Below are 22,665 nucleotides of genomic sequence, written 5' to 3' on the forward strand. Positions count from 1 at the left end.
AATCGAATTTGTATGATATAATAAGACTTCAGAAAAATACAAAGGAGTTATTATGAAAAAAGGTGCGCTAACAGGTTTACTCCTGTTTGGTATGTTTTTTGGTGCAGGAAACTTGATTTTCCCACCTGCGCTTGGTGTCTTGTCTGGTGAGAATTTTTGGCCAGCGATTTTAGGATTTGTCGTATCGGGTGTCGGGATTGCCGTTATTGCCTTGATTGTGGGTACATTAAATCCCAAAGGTTATGTACATGAGATTTCTCGTAAGATTTCTCCAGCCTTTGCAACGGTCTATCTTGTTGCCTTGTATTTGGCTATCGGTCCTTTCTTTGCCATTCCGCGTACAGCAACAACGTCCTTTGAAATTGGTATTGCACCATTGTTGGGCGATGCGAATCTGGGGCTCTGGTTGTTTGGCTTTACAGCCCTTTACTTTGTGGCAGCTTATCTGATTGCCCTCAATCCATCTCAAATCTTAAACAGTATCGGACGTATTTTAACCCCTGTTTTTGCCATTTTGATTGTGATTTTAGTGGTGCTAGGTATTGTTAAATATGGTTCTACAAATCCACTTCCTGCAGCCGATGCTTACTCAGCAGGACAGGCATTTGGTACAGGATTTATTGAAGGATACAACACCCTTGATGCCCTTGCCTCAATTGCCTTTAGTGTTGTAGCAGTGAATACCTTAAAACAACTTGGTTTCTCCAGCAAGAAGGAATATGTTTCAACCATCTGGTCTGTTGGTTTTGTTGTAGCCTTAGCTTTCTCAGCACTATATGTCGGTTTGGCTTTCCTAGGTAATCATTTCCCAGTTCCTGCTGATGTTTTGGCTTCCGATACCAACAAGGGTGTTTACATTCTTTCGCAAGCAACACAGGCTATTTTTGGGCCAGGTGCACAAATTTTCTTAGCTGCCATGGTTATCGTTACTTGCTTTACGACAACGGCTGGCTTGATTGTTTCTTCAGGTGAATTTTTCGCTGAGCGTTTCCCACGTTTTAGCTACAAAGTGTATGCGACAATCTTTACTTTGATTGGTTTTGGTATTGCCAACCTCGGTTTGAACAATATCATTACCTTCTCAGTTCCAGTTCTTTTGGTTCTCTATCCAATTACTATCTGTATTGTCTTGATTACAATTGTTAACAAATTTGTACCGCTTTCCACTTATGGTATGCAATTAACTGTGGGAGTAGTGACAGCTTTGTCATTGGTAGAAGTGTTAGCAGGACAATTCAACTGGACTGCTGTTTCAAAAATCATCTCAGCTCTGCCATTTGCCGGACAATCATTAGCTTGGTTATTACCAGCCCTTATCGGAATCGTCCTCTCGTTGTTCTTACCAAACAAGCAGGAGAGCGAAGTTTTCGAAATGTAAGAAAAGTGATACAAAACACTTGCATTTGCAGGTGTTTTTGTTATAATAGGACTGTTGACTATGCACACATCCTGTGCAACCGCACGAATGCCGTTCTTTCGTTGAGAGTAGAGTAAGTGGTTCGTCCCACGGTACTAGGCGAGTCTTCACATCAAATTCGGGCAAGACCCAAAAATCATAGGAGGTGCATAATGAGCACATATGCAATCATTAAAACTGGCGGCAAACAAGTTAAAGTTGAAGTCGGTCAAGCTATCTACGTTGAAAAATTGAACGTTGAAGCAGGTCAAGAAGTTACTTTCGAAGAAGTAGTTCTTGTTGGTGGTGAGAAAACTGTTGTGGGTACTCCACTTGTAGCAGGAGCTACTGTTGTTGGTACTGTTGAAAAACAAGGTAAACAGAAAAAAGTTGTTACCTTCAAGTACAAACCTAAAAAAGGTAGCCACCGCAAACAAGGTCACCGTCAACCTTACACAAAAGTTGTTATCAACGCTATCAACGCTTAATCGCGTAGCTTGAAGCAATCATTACAGAAATTCGGAGGAATAACATATGTTAAACTTGAATCTTGCTAACTTGCAATTTATGGCCCACAAAAAAGGTGGAGGTTCAACGTCAAACGGTCGTGATTCACAAGCAAAACGCCTTGGTGCGAAAGCTGCTGACGGCCAAACTGTATCAGGTGGTTCAATCCTTTACCGCCAACGTGGTACTAAAATCTACCCAGGAGCTAACGTAGGTCGTGGTGGAGATGACACTCTTTACGCTAAAGTAGAAGGCGTTGTACGCTTCGAACGTAAAGGTCGCGATAAGAAACAAGTATCTGTTTACCCAATCGCAAAATAAGTCTGAAAATGGCTTAACAATAGGCTTTCCGAGTTGTTTTCGGAGAGTCTTTTTTGTAATTTGATTTTGCTATTTTTAAAAGTGTACGATAGAAGTGATTCAAGACGGCAATATCTTCTATATAGGATAAAAATATTTTGCCTTCTGTGCTGTTGCGCTTCCTATAAGTTCTACGTTCAGTAGTAGATGAAATGTTCAGAGGAAGTGGTATGGGTTCCAACTTAGTAAAATTAGTCATTAATGATTTGATGAACAGAAATTCCAAAGCCTTTCAAATTGCAGTTGAAGAAGAGAAATTGGGAACCTGGTAGTTATATAAGAGAAGAATAGTCTATTTGCGAAAACGCAAGAGTTCAGCAAATTCTTGCGTTTTTTGATATAATGGTAGAAGCAGTTTTAAGAGGTTTCAAGTATGAATATTCAACAATTACGCTACGTTGTAGCCATTGCAAACAGTGGTACTTTTCGGGAAGCAGCGGAAAAAATGTACGTTTCCCAGCCTAGTTTGTCTATTTCCATTCGTGATTTGGAAAAAGAGTTAGGTTTTCAAATTTTTAGCCGAACTAGTTCAGGAACTTTTTTGACACAAAAAGGGATGGAATTCTATGAGAAAGCTCAGGCTTTAGTTAAGGGATTTGATCAGTTTGAGCATCTCTATTTGCAACCTGAGGAAGGTGAGAAGACTTTTTCAATTTCAAGTCAGCATTATGATTTTCTTCCCCCATTGATTACGGAGTTCTCTCGTAGCCACCCGCAGTACCCTCATTTTCGCATTTTTGAATCGACTACAGTACAGATTTTAGACGAGGTTGCTCAAGGTTATAGCGAGCTTGGTATTATTTATTTGAACGAGAGAAATACAAAAGGAATCATGCAGAAATTGGATAAACTTCACTTGCAAGCTGTAGATTTGTCTGCATTTCAGACTCATATCTACCTTCGTGAAGATCATCCTTTGACAAAGAAAGCTGAGATTGAGCCAGCAGATTTGGTAGGTCTACCTACCGTACGGTTCACTCAAGAAAAAGAGGCTTATCTCTATTATTCCGAGAACTTGATTGATACGTCGGATTCCTCGGTTGTGTTTGATGTGACAGACCGTGCTACTTTGAATGGAATTTTGGAGCGTACGGATGCCTATGCAACTGGTTCGGGCTATCTTGATGATGAGAGTGTCAATGGCATTACAGTAATTCCTCTCAAAGGAAAGGTAGACAATCGCATGGTCTACGTTAAACGAGCCAATGATGAACTTGGTTCTTGTGCCAAAGACTTTATTGAAACCATGCAGGCATATTTTGATAAGAAGAAGGATGAAAATGCGTAAAATTGGATTTCCATTTTTGATGGTAGTATTAATTGGTCTGGACCAGCTTGTAAAAGCTTGGACAGTTGCCAATATTGAATTAGATACGGTAACGGAATTTATACCAGGATTGATGAGCTTAGCTTATCTAAGAAATTATGGTGCGGCCTGGTCGATTTTACAAAATCAGCAGTGGTTTTTCACGATAATGACAATTGTAGCTGTGACAGGCCTAGTGTGGTACTATATCAAACAGATCAAGGGCAATATCTGGACTCTATTCAGTCTGTCTTTGATGATTGCTGGTGCTTTTGGGAATTTTATTGATCGTCTTAGATTGGGATATGTGGTGGACATGTTTCACTTGGATTTTATTAGTTTCCCTGTATTTAATGTAGCAGATGTTTGTCTGACAGTTGGTGTAGGTATTTTATTTATTTGTATTATGAAAGAAGAGAGTAATGGAAGTAAGAGTTGAGGTTGGTGGCATTCGTTTGGATAAGGCATTGTCGGATTTGACGGATTTGTCTCGTTCAGTTGCAAATGAGCAGATTAAGGCCGGTCAGGTTTTGGTCAATGGACAGCCTAAAAAAGCTAAATATAGTGTACAGGTTGGGGATGTCCTAACCTATCAAATTCCAGAAGTAGAAGAAATCGACTATGTTGCTGAGGATATTCCTTTAGAGATTGTCTTTCAGGACGAGGATGTTGCTGTTGTAAATAAACCTCAAGGGATGGTCGTTCATCCGTCGGCTGGTCACACGTCAGGAACGCTAGTTAATGCTCTCCTTTATCACGTAAAAGATTTGTCAGGCATCAATGGTGTCTTGCGACCAGGAATTGTTCATCGGATTGATAAGGATACTTCTGGCCTGCTCATGGTTGCTAAAAACGATGATGCCCATACAAAGCTTGCTGCTGAATTGAAAGACAAGAAATCCCTTCGTAAGTATTGGGCCATTGTACACGGTAATCTACCAAACGATCGCGGAGTAATCGAGGCGCCGATTGGTCGTTCTGAAAAAGACCGCAAGAAACAAGCGGTGACTGCCAAAGGGAAAGAAGCTGTGACACGTTTTCAGGTTCTGGAGCGTTTTGGTGACTACACTTTGGTGGAATTAACCTTGGAAACAGGACGAACTCACCAAATTCGTGTCCACATGGCTTATATTGGTCATCCGGTTGCGGGTGATGAAGCTTACGGTCCAAGGAAAACACTAAAAGGGCATGGCCAATTTCTTCATGCCAGAACGCTTGGATTTACCCATCCGAGAACTGGTGAGGTTGTTGAATTTACGGCAGAAGCGCCAGCTATTTTTCAGGAGACACTTGAAAAACTGCGCAAGGCTGAATAATAGTATGAAAACCTTATCATCTTGCCCATTTTTTCAACAAATGCTATACTAGAAGACGAAAAAATGTAAGGAGTATGAAAAAACATGGAAACTTTACCAAATTGTCCAAAATGTAATTCTGAATATGTCTATGAAGACGGTGCCCTCTTGGTTTGCCCTGAGTGTGCTTACGAGTGGAACCCAGCAGATGTAGCTGAGGAAGAAAGTGGACCTGTTGCAATTGATGCCAACGGTAATCGTTTGGCGGACGGCGATACTGTGACGCTTATCAAAGATTTGAAAGTGAAAGGTGCGCCTAAGGACCTTAAACAAGGTACACGTGTTAAAGGCATCCGTATCGTTGAAGGCGATCACAATATTGATTGTAAAATCGATGGTTTCGGTGCCATGAAGTTGAAGTCAGAATTCGTTAAGAAAATCTAATAAAAAGGACTGGTCAATCCAGTCTTTTGTCGTTTTTGAAAGGATATTATGAAACATCAAAGTATTTTGTTTTACAGTAGATGCCTATTAGCCATTTTAGCCATCACAGGTACCGCCTTAGAAATCATTAAATATGGTATCGGGATGCTCATGTATTATACGGTGCAATCTAATTTATTAGTATCTCTGTTTGCTGTCTATATGGTCTATGCCATGAGTAAAAGTGTGGATTTACAGACGTCACATTTTCTTCGGATAAAGGCTGCTGTGACCATGTCTATCATGATTACTTGTGTAGTCTATCACTTTATGTTGGCACCTTTGGCAGACGATTTCTGGCGTCTTGAAAATCTACTCTGCCATTATATTGTTCCCTTATATTTTTTGTTAGATACCCTAATAGTAGATCGTCAGCAACAGTACAAGTGGTTTGACCCGATTTGGTGGACGCTTTTGCCTGTTCTCTACATGATTTTTGGTCTAGTGAATGGTCTTTTCATAAAAATTCCAATCCCAGATGCTAAGGACAGTCCTTTTGCTTATTTCTTTCTCAATGTCCCTAAGTATGGTTGGACTTATGTTTTGACTTATGCTGGAGTCATCTTTGTCGCCTATCTAGTCTGTGGTTTTCTGTTGGCGGGACTTAAATCCATAAAACTTAAGACTTCATTGTCTTTTGGAAAAAATTCTCAGTAAAATCCGATAATTTCTATATTTTTTCAGAAAAAAATTGTCAAGGCTGAGATTTTATGCTATACTCTGCTTAATAAATCCTTTAAAACCTGTCCAGAGAGGCAGACAAGGAGTCGGATGTTAAGCAGGTTGGTTCTAACTAGCCTATATTTTCATAGTCTCCTTGTATAAGGAGACTTTTTCTATACTTTTGGAGGTCTTATGAAGACAAAAGAAATCGTTGACGATATGACTATGAAACGGGCGATCACCCGTATCACTTATGAAATTATCGAACGGAATAAGAATTTGGATAATATTGTCCTTGCAGGGATTAAAACACGGGGTGTTTTCATTGCAAAGAGGATTCAGGAGAGGCTTAAGCAATTAGAGGGTATCGACGTTCCGTTGGGAGAGTTGGATACCAAGCCGTTTCGAGATGACATGAAGGTAGAAGATGATACGACAAATATGACTGCCAATGTCAACGATCGTGATGTTATATTAGTAGATGATGTGCTTTATACAGGACGAACTATTCGTGCTGCTATTGACAACATAGTGTCCTTGGGCCGTCCAGCTCGTGTTAGTTTAGCGGTACTTGTGGATCGTGGACACAGGGAGTTGCCTATTCGAGCAGATTATGTTGGGAAGAATATTCCAACTAGTCGTTCTGAAGAAATCATTGTGCACATGGCTGAAATCGATGGTCAAGACGCTGTCCTTCTGGTTGAAGGTGCATAGTCGCTTCGTTTACAAATTATCATTCTACATCTAGATCATAAAGGTAGGTATCATCATGACAATTACAAATGGTAAAGTTTCACTCAAACACTTGGTTACAATGGAGACCCTCTCAAATGAAGAAGTATTGGGACTCATTCAACGTGGTATTGCTTTTAAACGCGGTGAAAAGGTAGAGTTGGATCGGAAGTACTATGCTTCTAACCTTTTCTTCGAGAATTCAACTCGGACGCATAAGTCTTTTGAAATGGCAGAGCTTCGTTTGGATATGGGAATGATTGACTTTGATGCTCGTACCAGCTCAGTCAATAAGGGTGAAACCTTGTATGATACTATTTTGACCATGTCGGCACTTGGTGTTGACATTTGCGTGATTCGTCATTCGGAAGTGGATTATTACAAGCAATTGATTGATAGTCCTACCATCCAGACTTCAATTGTCAATGGTGGTGATGGTTCAGGCCAACACCCAAGCCAATCTCTACTTGATTTGATGACTATTTATGAAGAATTTGGAACTTTTGAAGGCTTGAAGATTGCCATTGCAGGTGATATTACACACTCACGGGTTGCTAAGTCCAATATGCAAATTTTGAAACGTCTGGGAGCTGAGATTTTCTTTGCTGGACCGGAGGAATGGTACGCAGAGGAATTTGATGTCTATGGTCAGCATTTGAATATTGATGATATTGTGGAAACGGTAGATGTACTGATGTTGCTCCGTGTGCAACACGAACGACATGATGGTGATGGTGGTTTTTCTAAAGAAACTTATAACCGTTTGCATGGTTTAACAGAGGAGCGCTACAAACGCTTGAAAGATACTGCAATTGTTATGCATCCGGCTCCTGTTAACCGTGATGTAGAAATCGATGACCAATTGGTAGAGGCGCCAAAATCACGTATTGTCCGTCAAATGCAAAATGGTGTCTTTGTTCGGATGGCGATTTTGGAAGCAATTGTCAATGGCAAGGCTTAAACTTTAACTATTTAGAAATTTGTTAGACTTATCTTATTTAATGTCGCTCAGAGTGGCGACGAATAGAAAGGCAAGGGACAGGTCAATGGTTGCAAGCAACTCATTTCCCTACGCCTGCCTCTATGGAGGTCAGGCTATCCCTTGTACTAGTTTGTGCAGTCAATTATTATCGAATTGACCGTACAAACGTCAGACTATTATTTAATTCTATCCGGAGAGATAGAAAATAGAAAGGAGAGTGGGTGCTCTGTTGCTCGGATTTGTAACTGAATTCGGGCTACGGACTGGGTCAAAAAGATAGTTTTTCCTCGAACGCAAGCGTTCTTGGTCAAACTCCTATTTTGACTGTGTCCGCTTAACGCCCTTAATATCTTATTATTATGTCAAAAAGACGTTTGATTTTAGAGGATGGCACTATTTTTGAAGGGGAGGCCTTCGGTGCTGATATTGATGTGACTGGTGAGTTGGTTTTCTCAACTGGGATGACAGGTTATCAGGAATCTATCACGGACCAGTCTTATAATGGTCAGATTTTAACCTTTACCTATCCCTTGGTAGGAAATTACGGGATTAACCGTGATGATTACGAGTCAATCAAGCCGACTTGTAAGGGAGTGGTTGTCAGTGAGTGGGCTCGTCGGGCAAGTAACTGGCGTAACCAGATGACTTTGGATGAATTTTTAAAGGCTAAGAAAATTCCAGCAATTTCTGGAATTGACACACGCGCCCTAACTAAAATTATTCGTCAGCACGGTACCATGAAGGCGACTCTTGCAAATGTCGGTGATTCTGTGGAGCATTTGACGGACCAATTGAGAGCGACTGTTTTGCCAACCAACAATATCCAGCAAGTATCGACTAAAACAGCCTATCCTGCCCCTGGAGTTGGACGCAGTGTCGTTCTGGTTGATTTTGGATTGAAACATTCTATTCTTAGAGAGTTAGCCAAGCGTGATTGCAATGTGACAGTTGTCCCTTATGATACGACTGCTGAAGAAATTCTTGCCCTCCATCCTGATGGTGTCATGCTATCAAACGGCCCAGGAAATCCAGATGATGTTCCAGAAGCGCTAGAAATGATTCGTGGGATTCTTGGGAAAATTCCAATATTTGGTATCTGTATGGGTCACCAACTCTTTGCTAAGGCCAATGGAGCAACCACATACAAGATGAAGTTTGGTCACCGTGGTTTTAACCATGCGGTGCGTGAAATTGCGACAGGTCGAGTGGACTTTACCAGTCAGAACCATGGTTATGCTGTAGCTCGTGAGGATTTGCCAGACTGTTTGATGATTACCCACGAGGAAATCAATGACAAATCGGTAGAAGGGGTACGCCACAAGTACCATCCAGGTTTCTCTGTTCAATTCCACCCGGATGCTGCACCTGGTCCACATGATGCCAGCTATTTGTTTGATGAATTTATGGAATTGATGGATTCGTTTAAAAAAGGGCAGTAAGGTCTAACTACTATCGAACTAAACCTTACTGCGTCGGTCTATTATTTAATTCTATCCGGAGAGATAGAAAATAGAAAGGCAAGGGACAGGTCAATGGTTGCAAGCAACTCATTTCCCTACGCCTGCCTCTATAGAGGTCAGGCTATCCCTTGCACTAGTTTGAAAACTAAAGTAATATCGACTTTAGTTTTCAAACGTCGGACGTATCTTATTTAATGTCAACCTGTGAGTTGACGAATAGAAAGGAGTAGGGTGTTCTGTTGCTCGGATTTTGTAATTGAATTCGGGCTACGGACTGGGTCAAAAAGATAGTTTTTCCTCGAACGCAAGCGTTCTTGGTCAAACTCCTATTTTGACTGTGTCCGCTTAACGCCCTTAATATCTTAAAATTATGCCAAAACGTACGGATATTAAGAAAATTATGGTGATTGGGTCTGGTCCGATTATTATCGGTCAGGCTGCGGAGTTTGATTATGCTGGGACTCAGGCTTGTTTGGCTTTGAAGGAAGAAGGCTATAGTGTTGTCTTGGTCAATTCAAACCCTGCGACCATCATGACAGACAAGGAAATTGCGGACAAGGTCTATATTGAACCGATTACACTTGAATTTGTCACACGGATTTTACGGAAGGAGCGTCCAGATGCTCTCTTACCAACTCTTGGTGGTCAGACTGGTCTCAACATGGCCATGGAATTGTCTAAGGCTGGTATCTTAGATGAGCTTGGAGTTGAGTTGTTGGGAACTAAACTATCTGCAATTGATCAGGCAGAGGACCGCGACCTCTTCAAACAACTCATGGAAGACCTCGAACAGCCTATTCCTGAGTCAACGATTGTGACAACAGTTGAAGAGGCTTTGGAATTTGCTACTGAAATTGGCTATCCTGTCATTGTTCGACCAGCCTTCACGTTGGGTGGTACTGGCGGTGGTATGTGTTCCAATGAAGAAGAACTGCGTGAAATAGCAGAAAATGGTCTGAAACTGTCACCGGTGACCCAGTGTTTGATTGAGCGTTCCATTGCTGGTTTCAAGGAAATTGAATACGAAGTGATGCGCGATGCGGCTGACAATGCCTTGGTCGTATGTAACATGGAAAACTTTGACCCTGTGGGAATTCATACAGGAGATTCTATCGTATTTGCCCCAACGCAGACGCTTTCGGATATTGAAAACCAGATGTTGCGTGATGCCAGTCTCAGCATTATTCGTGCTCTCAAAATCGAGGGTGGTTGCAATGTGCAGTTGGCACTGGATCCACATAGTTTCAAATACTATGTCATTGAAGTAAACCCACGTGTGTCTCGTTCTTCTGCCTTGGCATCCAAAGCGACAGGTTATCCGATTGCCAAATTGGCAGCAAAAATTGCGGTTGGCTTGACCTTGGATGAAATGGTGAACCCTGTTACAGGAACAACCTACGCCATGTTTGAGCCTGCTCTTGACTACGTTGTGGCAAAAATTCCACGTTTCCCATTTGATAAGTTTGAAAAAGGGGAACGCCGCCTTGGAACGCAGATGAAGGCAACTGGTGAGGTCATGGCCATTGGTCGCAATATCGAAGAAAGTCTGCTCAAGGCCTGCCGTTCTTTGGAAATCGGAGTCTATCACAATGAAATGCCCGAACTCAGCCAAGTGACAGATGATCAATTGGTTGAAAAGATTGTCAAGGCACAGGATGATCGTCTATTCTATCTTTCGGAAGCCCTTCGACGTGGCTATACAGTAGAAGAACTGGCTCAGTTGACGAAGATTGATCTTTTCTTCCTTGATAAACTGCTTCATATCTTAGAAATCGAGCAGGAATTGGCAACGAATTTTGATAATATTGATTTATTGAAAAAAGCTAAGAAATACGGTTTTGCAGACCGCAAGATTGCGGAACTCTGGGGACGGACAGAATCCTACATTCGTCAACTGCGGACAGAGCACAAGATTGTCCCTGTTTATAAGATGGTAGATACTTGTGCGGCCGAGTTCGAAAGTTCAACGCCATATTTCTACTCAACTTATGAGTGGGAAAATGAGTCCATCCGTTCGGAAAAAGAATCTGTTTTGGTGTTGGGTTCTGGACCAATTCGTATCGGACAGGGTGTGGAGTTTGACTATGCGACGGTGCATTCGGTTAAGGCCATTCAGGCGGCTGGCTACGAAGCTATCATTATGAACTCGAACCCGGAAACAGTGTCAACTGACTTTTCAGTTTCGGACAAGCTTTACTTCGAGCCGTTGACCTTGGAAGATGTCTTGAATGTGATTGACCTTGAGAAACCCAAAGGGGTTATCGTTCAGTTCGGTGGTCAGACAGCTATCAACTTGGCAGAGCCATTGGCAAAAGCAGGTATTCCAATCTTGGGTACGCAAGTAGCGGATTTGGATAGAGCTGAAGACAGGGATGTATTTGAAAAAGCCCTGAAAGACCTTGGAATTCCACAGCCACCAGGCCAAACCGCAACCAACGAAGAGGAAGCTCTAGAGGCGGCCCGCAAGATTGGTTTCCCAGTACTTGTTCGTCCCTCATATGTCTTGGGCGGTCGTGCTATGGAGATTGTCGAAAATGAAGAGGACTTACGTTCTTATATGAGAACGGCGGTCAAGGCTTCACCAGAGCACCCAGTTTTGGTGGATTCGTATATCGTCGGTCGTGAGTGTGAAGTGGATGCCATTTCAGACGGTAAGGATGTCTTGATTCCAGGTATTATGGAACATATCGAACGCGCAGGGGTTCACTCAGGTGACTCGATGGCTGTTTATCCGCCACAAACCCTGTCTAAAGAGGTACAGGCGACCATTGCAGACTACACCAAACGCTTGGCAATCGGTCTCAACTGTATCGGTATGATGAATATCCAGTTTGTTATCAAGGATGAAACGGTATATGTGATTGAGGTCAATCCTCGTGCTAGTCGTACGGTTCCATTCTTGTCCAAAGTCACAGACATTCCAATGGCCCAGGTTGCAACCAAATTGATTTTGGGACAAAGCCTTGCGGAACTGGGTTACCAAGATGGTCTTTATCCTGAGAGCAATCAGGTGCACGTTAAAGCACCAGTATTCTCATTTACAAAATTGGCTAAAGTTGACAGTTTGTTAGGACCAGAGATGAAATCTACTGGTGAGATTATGGGGTCTGATACAACTCTTGAAAAAGCACTTTATAAGGCTTTTGAAGCAAGTTATCAGCACCTAACCGAGTTTGGTAATGTTGTATTTACCATCGCGGATGAAGACAAGGAAGAAGCACTTGGTCTTGCTCAACGATTCCATGAATTGGGGTATGGCTTGCTGGCTACAAGCGGTACGGCAACTGCCTTTCAAGCTAAGGGCTTAGACTGTCTGCCTGTTGGGAAAATCAGTAGAGACCAAAGAGAGTCGATTCCTCACCTGGTCCGTAAAGGAAAAGTGCAAGCCATTGTCAATACAGTAGGCAAAAAGCGTGTGGCAGACGAGGATGGAGAGGTTATTCGTGCATCTGCTATCGAAGCAGGGATTCCGCTTTTTACAGCCTTAGATACTGCTGCGGCTATGTTGGCTGTACTAGAAAGTCGTAGTTTTTCGACGCGAGCAATTTAGGAGATAAAAAATGAAGGTTCATTTAGTGGATGAGTTTGGGAATGTAAAGGAAGTGAAGGCTGGTTTTTCATGGACAACCTTTTTCTTCAAGTTTTTTGTACCGCTGATTCGAGGTGATTTAAAATGGTTTGCGATTATTTTGGTAGCATTCTTATTTGCCTTGTTAATTGAGCGTCGCTTTGATATTCCTTTTATTAATACTGGCTTTGGGATTTTGTGGGGCTATCTCTACAATCGAATCTATATCAAGGAAGCCTTGGCAAAAGGATGGCGTCCGGTTAGTGAAGCTGATCAGGAAGCCATTCGCCAATTTCTACAATCCTAAGTCTTGATTCACAAAGAGATTTAAGTGTGACTTCGTAAGAAGTCACGCTTTTTCTGTTATAATATTTAATATGAAAGTAATCGTAACAACAAGTTTGGGAATGGATGGGCACTTGGTTCAGAAGGCCAAACGGCTAGCTGAAGATTTAGGGATTGTTTACTGTGAGCGGCGGAAGCAAGCCGTGAAGGTCTTACTCAAGCAGGCGGATGCGGTTTTGGTGGTTTATAAGGATCGATTGGTTTTTGAGCAAAAAGAAGGGAGAAAACTCTTTTTCCACCCAGATACTGCCATGTTGCGGATTAAGTCTGGAAGAGATCCGCTTTTAGAATTGCTTGGAAAAGAAAAACAATCAATAATAGACTGTACTATGGGCTTGGGATCTGATAGCATTGTGTTAGCAAGTGCTGGTCATCGGGTGACAGCCTTGGAAAGTTCTAAGCTAGTGCACTTTATTGTGAGTCGGGGGTTACAGGATTTTGATAGTGGACTGCAAGAGGTCAACCGAGCCATGAATTCTATCCAGACAATTTGGACAGATAGTTTGACTTATTTGAAAGAGCAAATAGATAAGTCTGTTGATGTCATTTACTTTGATCCCATGTTTTCAGAAGAAATCAAGGAATCACAAAATCTTTCTGGCTTGTCTGCTTTGGCTGATAGAAGCCGTTTAACGGAGGAAATTGTATCTGAGGCTAAACGAGTAGCTAGGAAGAAATTGATTATAAAGGCTCATTTTCGAGATCAGGTCTTTGAAGAATTTGGCTTTAAACGTCATGTCAGACCTAATCAAAAATTTCACTACGGAGAAATTATTTTGGAGGAGGAAGTATGAAAATCATCGTAACAGGCTTTGATCCCTTTGGTGGCGAGCCTATTAACCCAGCCTTGGAAACAATCAAATCTCTACCTAAGACCATTGCTGGTGCAGAGATTATTCTTGTAGAGATTCCGACTGTTTTTGACAAGGCTGCGGATGTTTTAGAGGAGAAAATGACAGAACATTTACCTGATGCGGTACTATGTATTGGTCAGGCTGGTGGGCGAGTTGATTTAACTCCTGAGCGTATAGCCATTAACCAAGATGATGCACGCATTCCAGACAATGAAGGGCAACAGCCGATTGATAGAACGATTCGAGAAGATGGTCAGCCTGCTTATTTCTCCACCTTACCCATCAAAGCAATGGTTGAAGCTATTCATAAGATTGGGCTTCCAGCTTCTGTTTCTAATACTGCTGGGACCTTTGTCTGCAACCATCTCATGTATCAAGCTCTTTACTTGGCGGAGAAACAATTTCCAAAGACTAAGGCCGGTTTTCTCCATATTCCCTTCTTGCCAGAGCAGGTTGTCGACAAGCCAGGACTGGCTTCCATGTCTTTGAACGATATTGTAAGAGGAGTTGAAGTTGCCATAGGAGCAATCGTTGAATATAGGGATAAAGAGGATATAAAAAAGGGTGGTGGTAGTACACACTGATGAAAAATATTATGGAAGCAAGAAAACGTGTAGAGGAAATGGAAAAACTATTTAATAGGCATCTAGAGCTGAACAAGTCCCTTTCCGATAGTGTGACCCAACTCAATCAGGAACAATCGACTTATTTACAGTTATTAGATTATTACCAGAGCCAGATCTATATGGAAGATCTTGATTTATCTAATAAGGGGGATTTCAATGGTATTCCTTGCGGAGTATTGAGTGAAGATGGAGTCTATAATTTACTGTTTGACCGTATAAATCTAGCAAGTCAACTGAGAGAACTAGCAGATATGCTCGAGCAATAAAATTTTTTAAAACCTGTCAAGTTTTTTTCTTGACACTCTGTTAAAGTGTGGTATAATAGAACATGTGCTAAATAGCTCTGCTATTTCACCGAATAAAAATACAAAGAAAAGAGAACATTTAAAAATGGCAGTAAAAATCCGTTTGACTCGTATGGGTTCTAAAAAGAAACCTTTCTACCGTATCAACGTTGCAGACTCACGTGCACCACGTGATGGTCGTTTCATCGAAACTGTTGGTACTTACAACCCACTTTTGGCTGAAAACTCAGTAACTCTTAAAGAAGAGCGTGTACTTGAGTGGTTGGCAAAAGGTGCACAACCATCTGATACAGTTCGTAGCCTTCTTTCAAACGCTGGCGTATTGAAGAAATTCCACGAACAAAAATTCTCTAAGTAAGAACAGTAAGCGAGAACACTTATGGACATGATTGAAAATCTCATTATTGCGATTGTGAAACCTTTGATTTCACAGCCTGATAGCTTGACAATAAAAATTGTTGATACACCTGAATTCTTGGAATATCATTTGGATTTGGATCAATCTGATATTGGACGTATCATTGGTAGAAAAGGACGCACAATTTCTGCAATCAGAACGATTGTCTATTCTGTTCCAACAAGTGATAAAAAAGTTCGTTTAGTGATCGACGAGAAAGAATAGAAAGTCACCGTTTGGTGGCTTTTAACTTTACAGAAGGGGTTATGCCCCTTTTTAACATATAGAAAGGGAGATAAGATGAATCTGATTTGGACCTACTTAAAAAAATATCCTAAGTGGATTGCCTTAGACTTGGTGGGGGCCTTCTTATTTGTAGTGGTAAACTTGGGCTTGCCGACTTTTTTGGCTAGGATGATTGACCAAGGAATTACAAAGAACGATGTTAGTCAGCTCTATTTCTGGGCGGGGATGATGGGACTGATTGTCCTGCTCGGTATTGTTGGTCGAGTGACACTTGCCTATGCAGCCGGAAAGTTGACGACCAATATCGTAAAAGATATTCGAAATGATTTGTACGAGAAAATTCAGGACTACTCTCATCATGAATATGAGCAGATTGGTGTTTCTTCTCTAGTTGCTCGTATGACAAATGATGCTTTTGTCTTGATGCAGTTTGCGGAGATGGTATTGAAGCTGGGAATTATCACTCCCTTGATGATGATTGCCTCTGTCATCATGACCTTGGTAACTAGTCCAAGTCTGGCTTGGACAGTCGCAGTAGCTATGCCGTTTCTCGTTATCGTTATTTTCTATGTAGCAACCAAAACCCGTCCTCTTTCTGAAAAGCAACAAAAACGTTTGGATACCATCAACCAATATGTTCGTGAAAATCTCATGGGCTTACGTGTCATTCGGGCATTTACTCGGGAAGAATTTCAGGAAGAGCGTTTTGCGACAGTAAATGAGGAATATACCGATATTTCCAAAAAGCTCTTTAATCTGACTGGATTGACAGAGCCGCTCTTTGTCCAGATTATCATTGCTATGATTGTGGCCATTGTCTGGTTCGCATTGGATCCTTTGCAAACAGGTAGTCTGCAAATCGGTGATTTGGTAGCCTTTATCGAATATAGTTTCCACGCGCTTTTCTCATTCTTGCTCTTTGCTAACTTGTTTAACATGTATCCACGTATGTCCGTATCGAGCCAACGGATTCAGGAAGTCTTGGACATGCCCATTTCCATTTCTAAGAATGAAGATGGGATTACTGAAACAGATACTCGTGGTTATTTGGAATTTGAAAATGTAACTTTTGCCTATCCTGGTGAAACGGAATCGCCTGTTCTCCACAATATTTCATTTAAGGCTAAGCCTGGGGAAACCATTGCCTTTATTGGTTCAACAGGTTCTGGTAAGTCTTCCTTGGTCAACTTGATTCCACGTTTCTATGATGTGACACTTGGTCGTATCTTGGTGGACGGTGTGGATGTCAGACGCTACAATCTAAAGGCACTCCGCAGCAAGATTGGCTTTATTCCGCAGAAAGCTCTGCTATTTACCGGAACTATCGCGGAAAACTTAAAGTACGGTAAGATGGATGCTAGTCTTGCTGAACTTCATGATGCGACGGATGTGGCTCAGGCTAAGGAGTTTATCGAGAGTAAGGAAGAAAAATTCGACACCCATCTAGCAGAAGGCGGAAGCAACCTGTCAGGCGGGCAAAAGCAACGTTTGTCCATTGCGCGTGCCATTGTCAAACAGCCCGATATTTATATCTTTGATGATTCTTTCTCAGCCTTGGATTATAAGACGGATGCGATTTTGAGGAGTCGTTTGAAGGAAGTGACGGAAAATGCGACGGTCTTGATTGTTGCCCAACGTGTCGGAACCATTATGGATGCTGACCAGATTATCGTGCTGAACGAAGGTGAAATCGTTGGTCGTGGCACCCACAATGAATTGATGGAAAGCAATGAGATTTACCGAGAAATTGCCAACTCTCAACTTAACCGTCAATCGTTAACAGAAGAATAGGAGGAATTATGAAGAATAGATCAGTATTTACCCGTGTTTGGGACTATTTGCGTCGTTACAAATCTTCTGTATTTTTAGCTGTTTTTCTAAAGACCATCAGTGCAGTTATGAATGCCTTGGAGCCCTTTGTACTGGGGCTTATCATTACAGAATTGACCAAGAATCTGTTAGACATGGCAAATGGAGTAGAAGGAGCGCAGATTAACTATTCCTACATTGCCATCATGCTTGCGCTCTATGCACTTCGTGCCCTTATGTATGAAATCGGCGCCTATGGTTCTAACTATTTTATGACCAAGGCAGTGCAGGGGGCGACCAAGGATTTGCGTCAGAACTTGAGCCACAAGATTAACAAGATTCCTGTTTCTTATTTTGACAAGCACCAGTATGGTGATTTGCTGGGTCGATTTACAAGTGATGTGGAGACTGTGTCGAATGCTCTGCAACAAAGTTTTCTCCAGCTAGTCAATGCCGTTCTGACTCTCTCTCTAGCCATGTTCATGTGTTTCTGGTTGGATGTATCCCTAGCACTTGTAGTCGTAACCTTGGTTCCAGTGACTTATTTTGGTTCCAAGTTTGTCATGGGCAAATCTCAGCCTTATTTCAAGCAACAGGCTGATGCCCTAGGTCGATTGAACGGCTTTGTCCAAGAAAATCTGACAGGTTTTAACGTTCTCAAACTCTACGGCCGTGAAGAAATTTCTACAGAAGAATTTCGCCAGATTACCGCAGATTTGCAGGAAGTTGGTTTCAAGGCTAGTTTTATGTCTGGTTTGCTCATGCCCCTGGTACACGGCTTATCGAACATTGCCTATGTAGTCGTGGCCTTACTTGCTGGTCTGAAAGTTCTTGCAGGTACATTGACAGTTGGTAATATGCAGGCCTTCGTCCAATACGTCTGGCAGATTTCTCAGCCAGTCCAAACCTTGACCCAGTTGGCACCCCAGTTGCAGTCTGCTAAATCTTCCCTTGAACGCATCTTTTCAGTCTTAGATGAGCTTGACGAAGAAGACGCCAATGCGCTAGAGTTGACAGCGAGTCTGACCGGACAAGTCAGCTTTGAACAGGTCGAATTCGGCTATTCAGAAGACAAACCGCTTATCCGAAACTTTAATCTTGATGTTAAGCCAGGTGAAATGGTGGCTATCGTTGGACCAACAGGGGCTGGTAAGACAACCCTCATCAACCTTCTCATGCGTTTCTATGATGTCACATCCGGTGCTATCAAGGTGGATGGTCAGGATATTAGAAAGATTTCTCGTCAATCCTACCGTAGTCAATTTGGTATGGTCTTGCAGGATGCTTGGCTCTATGAAGGAACCATCAAGGAAAACCTGCGTTTTGGACGTCTGGATGCGACGGATGAGGAAATTGTGGAGGCTGCCAAAGCAGCCAACGTTGACCACTTTATCCGTACCCTGCCTGGCGGTTATAATATGGAAATGAACCAGGAATCCAGCAATATTTCCCAAGGTCAGAAACAGCTTTTGACCATTGCACGTGCCTTGTTGGCGGATCCTGCCATTCTGATTCTTGACGAAGCAACTTCTTCAGTTGATACTCGTTTGGAACTCTTGATTCAAAAAGCTATGAAACGGTTGATGAAAGGGCGGACAAGTTTCGTCATCGCCCACCGTTTATCTACCATTCAGGAAGCTGATAAGATTTTGGTCTTGAAAGATGGACAGATTATCGAACAAGGTAACCATGAAAGTCTTTTGGCAGATAAAGGTTTCTATTATAATCTGTATCAAAGTCAGTTTAGTCAATCTAATACTCTTCGAAAATCAAAAGCAGACGTTGTTGACTCGCTTTGATGAACTTCAGTTCTATCTGCATCTTCGTCGCCTAGCCTGATTTTGATTTTCATTGAGTATACATAAAACGAACTCCCTTGTCTGTGAAGACAGGGGAGTTTTCTCATATACATGTTTGTGAAAATTAATAGGAAATTTCTGATAATAGTCCCTCAGCGGTAGTGGTTGGGAGGATGCGAACACGATTGAGAGTCAGTAATCCGTCACTAGCAGAAGCCAAGCCGTTGTTAGTAGTCATACCAAGTTTGTAGCCAGCTTGTTCTGTCAATGCCACGGTATCTGCTGAGTATCGTCCACCAGGGTAGGCGATAGCGATGGTTTCCTGATTTAATTGGCTGTCAAGATAGGCTTTAGAGGAAGTAAGTTCATTTGTTTGATCCTCAATAGAACTATACTCTAAATCAGGATGGTTGACGGTATGCCCTTGGAAGGAGAGCCCTGCGGTCTGCATTTCCTTGATTTGATCAAGAGTAAGGTGCCCTGCTTGTCCATATTCAGTAAACCCTGTAATGACATTGTTGGTTGCCTTCATTTGATATTGCTTAAGCAATGGGTAGGCATAACTATAAAAATCCCAGAGGCTATCGTCAAAGGTTAGCCAGACAACCTTTTTGCCAGCAGGAAGGACATTTTCTGTCAATACTTTATAAGCCTCTTCAGGTGATAAAGTATAGTAACCTGCATCTTGCAATGCTTTTAGATGACTTTCGAAAGTCGTTGGATCTACGATAAGATTCGCATTAGCTTCTTCCTCGGGAGCCATTACGTGAATGGCATGATACATGAGGATTGGAAGTTTGATAGGTTCAGTTTGTTGTTCCCAAATGATTTCTGTTTGTACTTCACTACTTTCTGAAGTCATAACACTCGAACTGGCTGTTGTCTCTACCGTTGAAGCTTTGGAATCACTTTGCTGCTTAGATGGCTGTTTTAGAAAGATTAGAAAAATAGATAGTAGAGTCACTACTAATAATGCGATACCAAGTAGCATTGGCACAAGTTGTTTCTTTTGTGTGCGGCTTCGACGGGCTCTTCTTGAATGTTTCATTATCTTATCTCCATAATCATATATTAAAACAATTATATCAAATTTTTTGCCAAATAGTCAGAATATTTGTTATAATGGGAGAAATACATTTTAAAGGAGAGCACATGGTAGTTAAGATAGGATTGTTAGGATTTGGAACCGTTGCGAGTGGTGTGCCATTTTTATTAGAAGAAAACCAGGAAAAAATAGAGAAAGCCGCGCATGATAGTATTGAAGTTGCGAAGGTTTTGGTCAAGGATGAAGCAGAAAAAGACCGTCTCTTGGCTGCAGGTCATGACTATCATTTTGTAACAAATATTGATGACATTTTGGATGACGAAGACATCGCCATTGTAGTTGAGCTGATGGGACGTATTGAGCCAGCAAAAACATTTATTACACGTGCCTTGGAAGCAGGCAAGCATATTGTAACAGCCAATAAGGATTTACTTGCTGTTCATGGTAGCGAATTGCGTGCCCTGGCTGAAGAGAAAGGTCTTGCGCTTTATTATGAAGCTGCAGTTGCAGGTGGTATTCCAATCTTGCGTACCTTGGTCAACTCTTTGGCTGCTGATAAGGTAACTCGTATCCTCGGTGTATTGAATGGTACTTCAAACTTCATGTTGACTAAGATGGTTGATGAAGGCTGGACTTACGAAAAAGCTCTTGAAACAGCGCAGGAACTTGGCTATGCAGAATCTGACCCAACAAATGACGTTGAGGGGATTGATGCGGCTTACAAGGCTGTTATCCTCAGTCAGTTTGCTTTCGGGATGACAGTTGATTTTGAACACGTAGCACACAAGGGTATTTCAAATATCACGCCAGAAGATGTAGCAGTGGCACAGGAGTTGGGCTACGTCATCAAACTTGTGGGTGATATTCAAGAAACTACCTCTGGTATTGCTGCCGAAGTATCTCCAACCTTCCTACCGAAAAATCATCCCCTTGCAAGCGTCAATGGTGTGATGAATGCTGTATTTGTCGAATCTATCGGTATCGGTCAGTCTATGTACTATGGACCGGGCGCTGGGCAAAAACCGACTGCAACAAGTGTTATGGCCGACATTATTCGTATCGTTCGTCGCTTGAAAGACAATACTATCGGCAAAGCTTTTAACGAATATAGCCGCCCACTTCAATTGGCAGCCCCAAGCGATGTGAAGAGCGAATATTATTTCTCAATTGATGCGCCTGATAAAAATGGAAAAATGCTTCGTTTAGCAGAAATCTTCAATTCTGAAGAAATTTCCTTCAAGCAAATTCTGCAACAAGCTGCAGATGGAGAAACAGCTCGCCTAGTGATTGTGACCCATGAAATGAGTAAGACTCAGTTGGAAAATGTAACAGACAAATTGAGCAAAGAAACAGACTTTACTGTCTTAAATACCTTTAAAGTACTGGGAGAATAAGCAATGAAAATTATTATTCCAGCAACTTCAGCTAATATCGGTCCAGGATTTGATTCAGTAGGTGTTGCCCTTTCGAAATATCTAACGATTGAAGTGTTTGAAGAGACTGATGAATGGGTGATTGAGCACAATCTTGAACATGTTCCATCAGACAAGAACAATCTTTTGATCAAGACAGCTTTAAAGATTGAAAAAGGATTGCAGCCGCATCGTATCAGAATGATTAGCGATATTCCCTTGGCACGCGGTTTGGGTTCATCCAGTTCCGTTATCGTAGCTGGTATCGAATTGGCTAATCAATTAGCAGGTTTGAATATGACAGCGGATGAAAAATTGCTCAAAGCTACAGAAATTGAAGGACATCCTGATAATGTAGCCCCAGCGATTTTTGGTAATTTAGTCATCTCTAGCTATGTTAATAAGAAAGTACAGGCAGTTGTAACAGAATTCCCAGAAGCAAGTTTTGTTGCCTTTATTCCAAACTACCCACTGCGTACGGTTGAAAGCCGAGGTGTACTACCTTCTCAGATGGGGTACAAGAAAGCAGTGGCTGCTAGTGCCATTGCAAACGTTGCTGTTGCCAGTTTGATGGCAGGTGATCTGGAAAAAGCTGGTAAAGCAATTCAGTCAGACATGTTCCATGAACCGTTCCGTCAGCTACTTGTTAAGGAGTTTTGTCCAATCAAGCAAACTGCACAGGAGTTGGGAGCCTATGCAACCTACTTATCAGGTGCCGGTCCAACAGTGATGGTATTAGCGCCCAAAGATAGGGAGGACGCTATTGTTCTTGCATTAGAGGAACTAAATCTAGACGGAACTGTCCACCGCCTTCAAGTTGATACCAAAGGGATTGCTATTGTATAGATAGTGAGAAGCTATCATTTGCAAAACTAAAAATGTTTATTTTATTGGAGTTCGCCATCGCTACTATAAGCGGTAGGAAGGGAACTCCTTTTTCTACCATTTGTCAAGCCTTTCAAGGTATTTGATGAACAATATTTTGAATTCAGTAGTCAAAATAAGGAAATTATTTTATTTTGGACTAAAGTTTAGTGTAAAAAGTGTATACAAAAGCAACACCTTATGTTGAAAT

General features: G+C 41.8%; 24 protein-coding genes and 1 other annotated feature. Of the genes, 23 read left to right on the forward strand and 1 reads right to left on the reverse strand.

Features of this window, described 5'->3' with window-relative positions; genetic code table 11:
* Positions 1-49: 49 nt before the first annotated feature.
* The 21 genes from brnQ (at position 50) to K5Q22_RS08670 (ending at position 19,133) form a co-directional block, all read left to right on the forward strand.
* Positions 50-1,378 carry a branched-chain amino acid transport system II carrier protein gene (gene brnQ, locus K5Q22_RS08570; protein ID WP_398578143.1) on the forward strand — a complete coding sequence of 443 codons (1,329 nt, stop codon included), beginning with the start codon at positions 50-52 and terminating at the stop codon, positions 1,376-1,378.
* Between the two features lie 67 nt (positions 1,379-1,445).
* Positions 1,446-1,534: a sequence feature (ribosomal protein L21 leader region), on the forward strand.
* A 35-nt stretch (positions 1,535-1,569) separates the two neighbouring features.
* Positions 1,570-1,884 (forward strand): 50S ribosomal protein L21, encoded by a 315-nt coding sequence (gene rplU / locus K5Q22_RS08575; protein ID WP_002941330.1) that lies wholly within the window; start codon positions 1,570-1,572, stop codon positions 1,882-1,884.
* Positions 1,885-1,930: 46 nt separating this feature from the next.
* Positions 1,931-2,224, forward strand: a complete 294-nt coding sequence (rpmA, locus tag K5Q22_RS08580; RefSeq protein ID WP_009909754.1) for a 50S ribosomal protein L27 — start codon at positions 1,931-1,933, stop codon at positions 2,222-2,224.
* 209 nt (positions 2,225-2,433) lie between these two features.
* Positions 2,434-2,535 (forward strand): transcriptional regulator, encoded by a 102-nt coding sequence (locus K5Q22_RS08585; RefSeq protein WP_205013615.1) that lies wholly within the window; start codon positions 2,434-2,436, stop codon positions 2,533-2,535.
* 101 nt (positions 2,536-2,636) lie between these two features.
* Positions 2,637-3,551 carry a LysR family transcriptional regulator gene (locus K5Q22_RS08590; RefSeq protein ID WP_114866508.1) on the forward strand — a complete coding sequence of 305 codons (915 nt, stop codon included), beginning with the start codon at positions 2,637-2,639 and terminating at the stop codon, positions 3,549-3,551.
* Positions 3,544-4,008, forward strand: coding sequence for a signal peptidase II (gene lspA, locus K5Q22_RS08595; RefSeq protein WP_205013616.1), 465 nt, complete (start codon positions 3,544-3,546; stop codon positions 4,006-4,008). Before K5Q22_RS08590 ends, lspA begins: the two co-directional genes overlap by 8 nt.
* A complete protein-coding gene (locus K5Q22_RS08600; RefSeq protein WP_029171823.1) occupies positions 3,992-4,885 on the forward strand; it encodes an RluA family pseudouridine synthase in 894 nt (297 codons plus the stop codon). Before lspA ends, K5Q22_RS08600 begins: the two co-directional genes overlap by 17 nt.
* 84 nt (positions 4,886-4,969) lie before the next feature.
* Positions 4,970-5,308, forward strand: a complete 339-nt coding sequence (locus K5Q22_RS08605) for a zinc ribbon domain-containing protein YjdM (RefSeq protein ID WP_012775074.1) — start codon at positions 4,970-4,972, stop codon at positions 5,306-5,308.
* Positions 5,309-5,356: 48 nt separating this feature from the next.
* Entirely contained in the window at positions 5,357-6,004 is a 648-nt protein-coding gene (locus K5Q22_RS08610) for a Pr6Pr family membrane protein (RefSeq protein WP_205013617.1), read from the forward strand.
* 198 nt (positions 6,005-6,202) lie between these two features.
* On the forward strand, positions 6,203-6,724 hold the full coding sequence (gene pyrR / locus K5Q22_RS08615) for a bifunctional pyr operon transcriptional regulator/uracil phosphoribosyltransferase PyrR (protein ID WP_011922318.1): 522 nt from the start codon (positions 6,203-6,205) through the stop codon (positions 6,722-6,724).
* A 55-nt stretch (positions 6,725-6,779) separates the two neighbouring features.
* Positions 6,780-7,703, forward strand: coding sequence for an aspartate carbamoyltransferase catalytic subunit (locus K5Q22_RS08620; protein ID WP_205013618.1), 924 nt, complete (start codon positions 6,780-6,782; stop codon positions 7,701-7,703).
* A 380-nt stretch (positions 7,704-8,083) separates the two neighbouring features.
* Positions 8,084-9,163, forward strand: coding sequence for a carbamoyl phosphate synthase small subunit (locus tag K5Q22_RS08625; RefSeq protein ID WP_029171820.1), 1,080 nt, complete (start codon positions 8,084-8,086; stop codon positions 9,161-9,163).
* A 391-nt stretch (positions 9,164-9,554) separates the two neighbouring features.
* Positions 9,555-12,734 (forward strand): carbamoyl-phosphate synthase large subunit, encoded by a 3,180-nt coding sequence (gene carB, locus K5Q22_RS08630; protein WP_205013619.1) that lies wholly within the window; start codon positions 9,555-9,557, stop codon positions 12,732-12,734.
* 10 nt (positions 12,735-12,744) lie between these two features.
* A complete protein-coding gene (locus K5Q22_RS08635; protein WP_024384448.1) occupies positions 12,745-13,059 on the forward strand; it encodes a hypothetical protein in 315 nt (104 codons plus the stop codon).
* A gap of 70 nt (positions 13,060-13,129) precedes the next feature.
* Positions 13,130-13,891, forward strand: coding sequence for a class I SAM-dependent methyltransferase (locus tag K5Q22_RS08640; protein ID WP_205013620.1), 762 nt, complete (start codon positions 13,130-13,132; stop codon positions 13,889-13,891).
* The gene (gene pcp, locus K5Q22_RS08645; RefSeq protein WP_205013621.1) at positions 13,888-14,535 is read left to right on the forward strand and encodes a pyroglutamyl-peptidase I; all 648 of its coding nucleotides are present in this window, start codon (positions 13,888-13,890) and stop codon (positions 14,533-14,535) included. The genes K5Q22_RS08640 and pcp overlap by 4 nt, the downstream gene beginning before the upstream one ends.
* Positions 14,535-14,843, forward strand: coding sequence for a DUF4298 domain-containing protein (locus tag K5Q22_RS08650; RefSeq protein WP_024406303.1), 309 nt, complete (start codon positions 14,535-14,537; stop codon positions 14,841-14,843). The genes pcp and K5Q22_RS08650 overlap by 1 nt, the downstream gene beginning before the upstream one ends.
* 124 nt (positions 14,844-14,967) lie before the next feature.
* Positions 14,968-15,240, forward strand: coding sequence for a 30S ribosomal protein S16 (rpsP, locus tag K5Q22_RS08655; protein WP_002940682.1), 273 nt, complete (start codon positions 14,968-14,970; stop codon positions 15,238-15,240).
* A gap of 21 nt (positions 15,241-15,261) precedes the next feature.
* Complete coding sequence (locus K5Q22_RS08660) at positions 15,262-15,504, forward strand: KH domain-containing protein (protein ID WP_012028079.1); 243 nt, start codon at positions 15,262-15,264, stop codon at positions 15,502-15,504.
* Positions 15,505-15,579: 75 nt separating this feature from the next.
* A complete protein-coding gene (locus K5Q22_RS08665) occupies positions 15,580-17,316 on the forward strand; it encodes an ABC transporter ATP-binding protein (protein WP_044667776.1) in 1,737 nt (578 codons plus the stop codon).
* A gap of 8 nt (positions 17,317-17,324) precedes the next feature.
* Complete coding sequence (locus K5Q22_RS08670; protein WP_205013622.1) at positions 17,325-19,133, forward strand: ABC transporter ATP-binding protein; 1,809 nt, start codon at positions 17,325-17,327, stop codon at positions 19,131-19,133.
* Between the two features lie 124 nt (positions 19,134-19,257).
* Here K5Q22_RS08670 and K5Q22_RS08675 read toward each other — a convergent pair whose 3' ends face one another.
* Positions 19,258-20,181 carry a polysaccharide deacetylase family protein gene (locus tag K5Q22_RS08675; RefSeq protein ID WP_205013623.1) on the reverse strand — a complete coding sequence of 308 codons (924 nt, stop codon included), beginning with the start codon at positions 20,179-20,181 and terminating at the stop codon, positions 19,258-19,260.
* Between the two features lie 104 nt (positions 20,182-20,285).
* On the opposite strand from K5Q22_RS08675, the gene K5Q22_RS08680 reads away from it, so the two are divergent.
* On the forward strand, positions 20,286-21,572 hold the full coding sequence (locus tag K5Q22_RS08680) for a homoserine dehydrogenase (protein WP_205013624.1): 1,287 nt from the start codon (positions 20,286-20,288) through the stop codon (positions 21,570-21,572).
* Between the two features lie 3 nt (positions 21,573-21,575).
* The gene (gene thrB, locus K5Q22_RS08685; protein WP_002938588.1) at positions 21,576-22,436 is read left to right on the forward strand and encodes a homoserine kinase; all 861 of its coding nucleotides are present in this window, start codon (positions 21,576-21,578) and stop codon (positions 22,434-22,436) included.
* Positions 22,437-22,665: the final 229 nt, after the last annotated feature.

Source organism: Streptococcus sp. 2018162 (genome assembly GCF_019754175.1).
Taxonomy (GTDB): domain Bacteria; phylum Bacillota; class Bacilli; order Lactobacillales; family Streptococcaceae; genus Streptococcus; species Streptococcus hashimotonensis.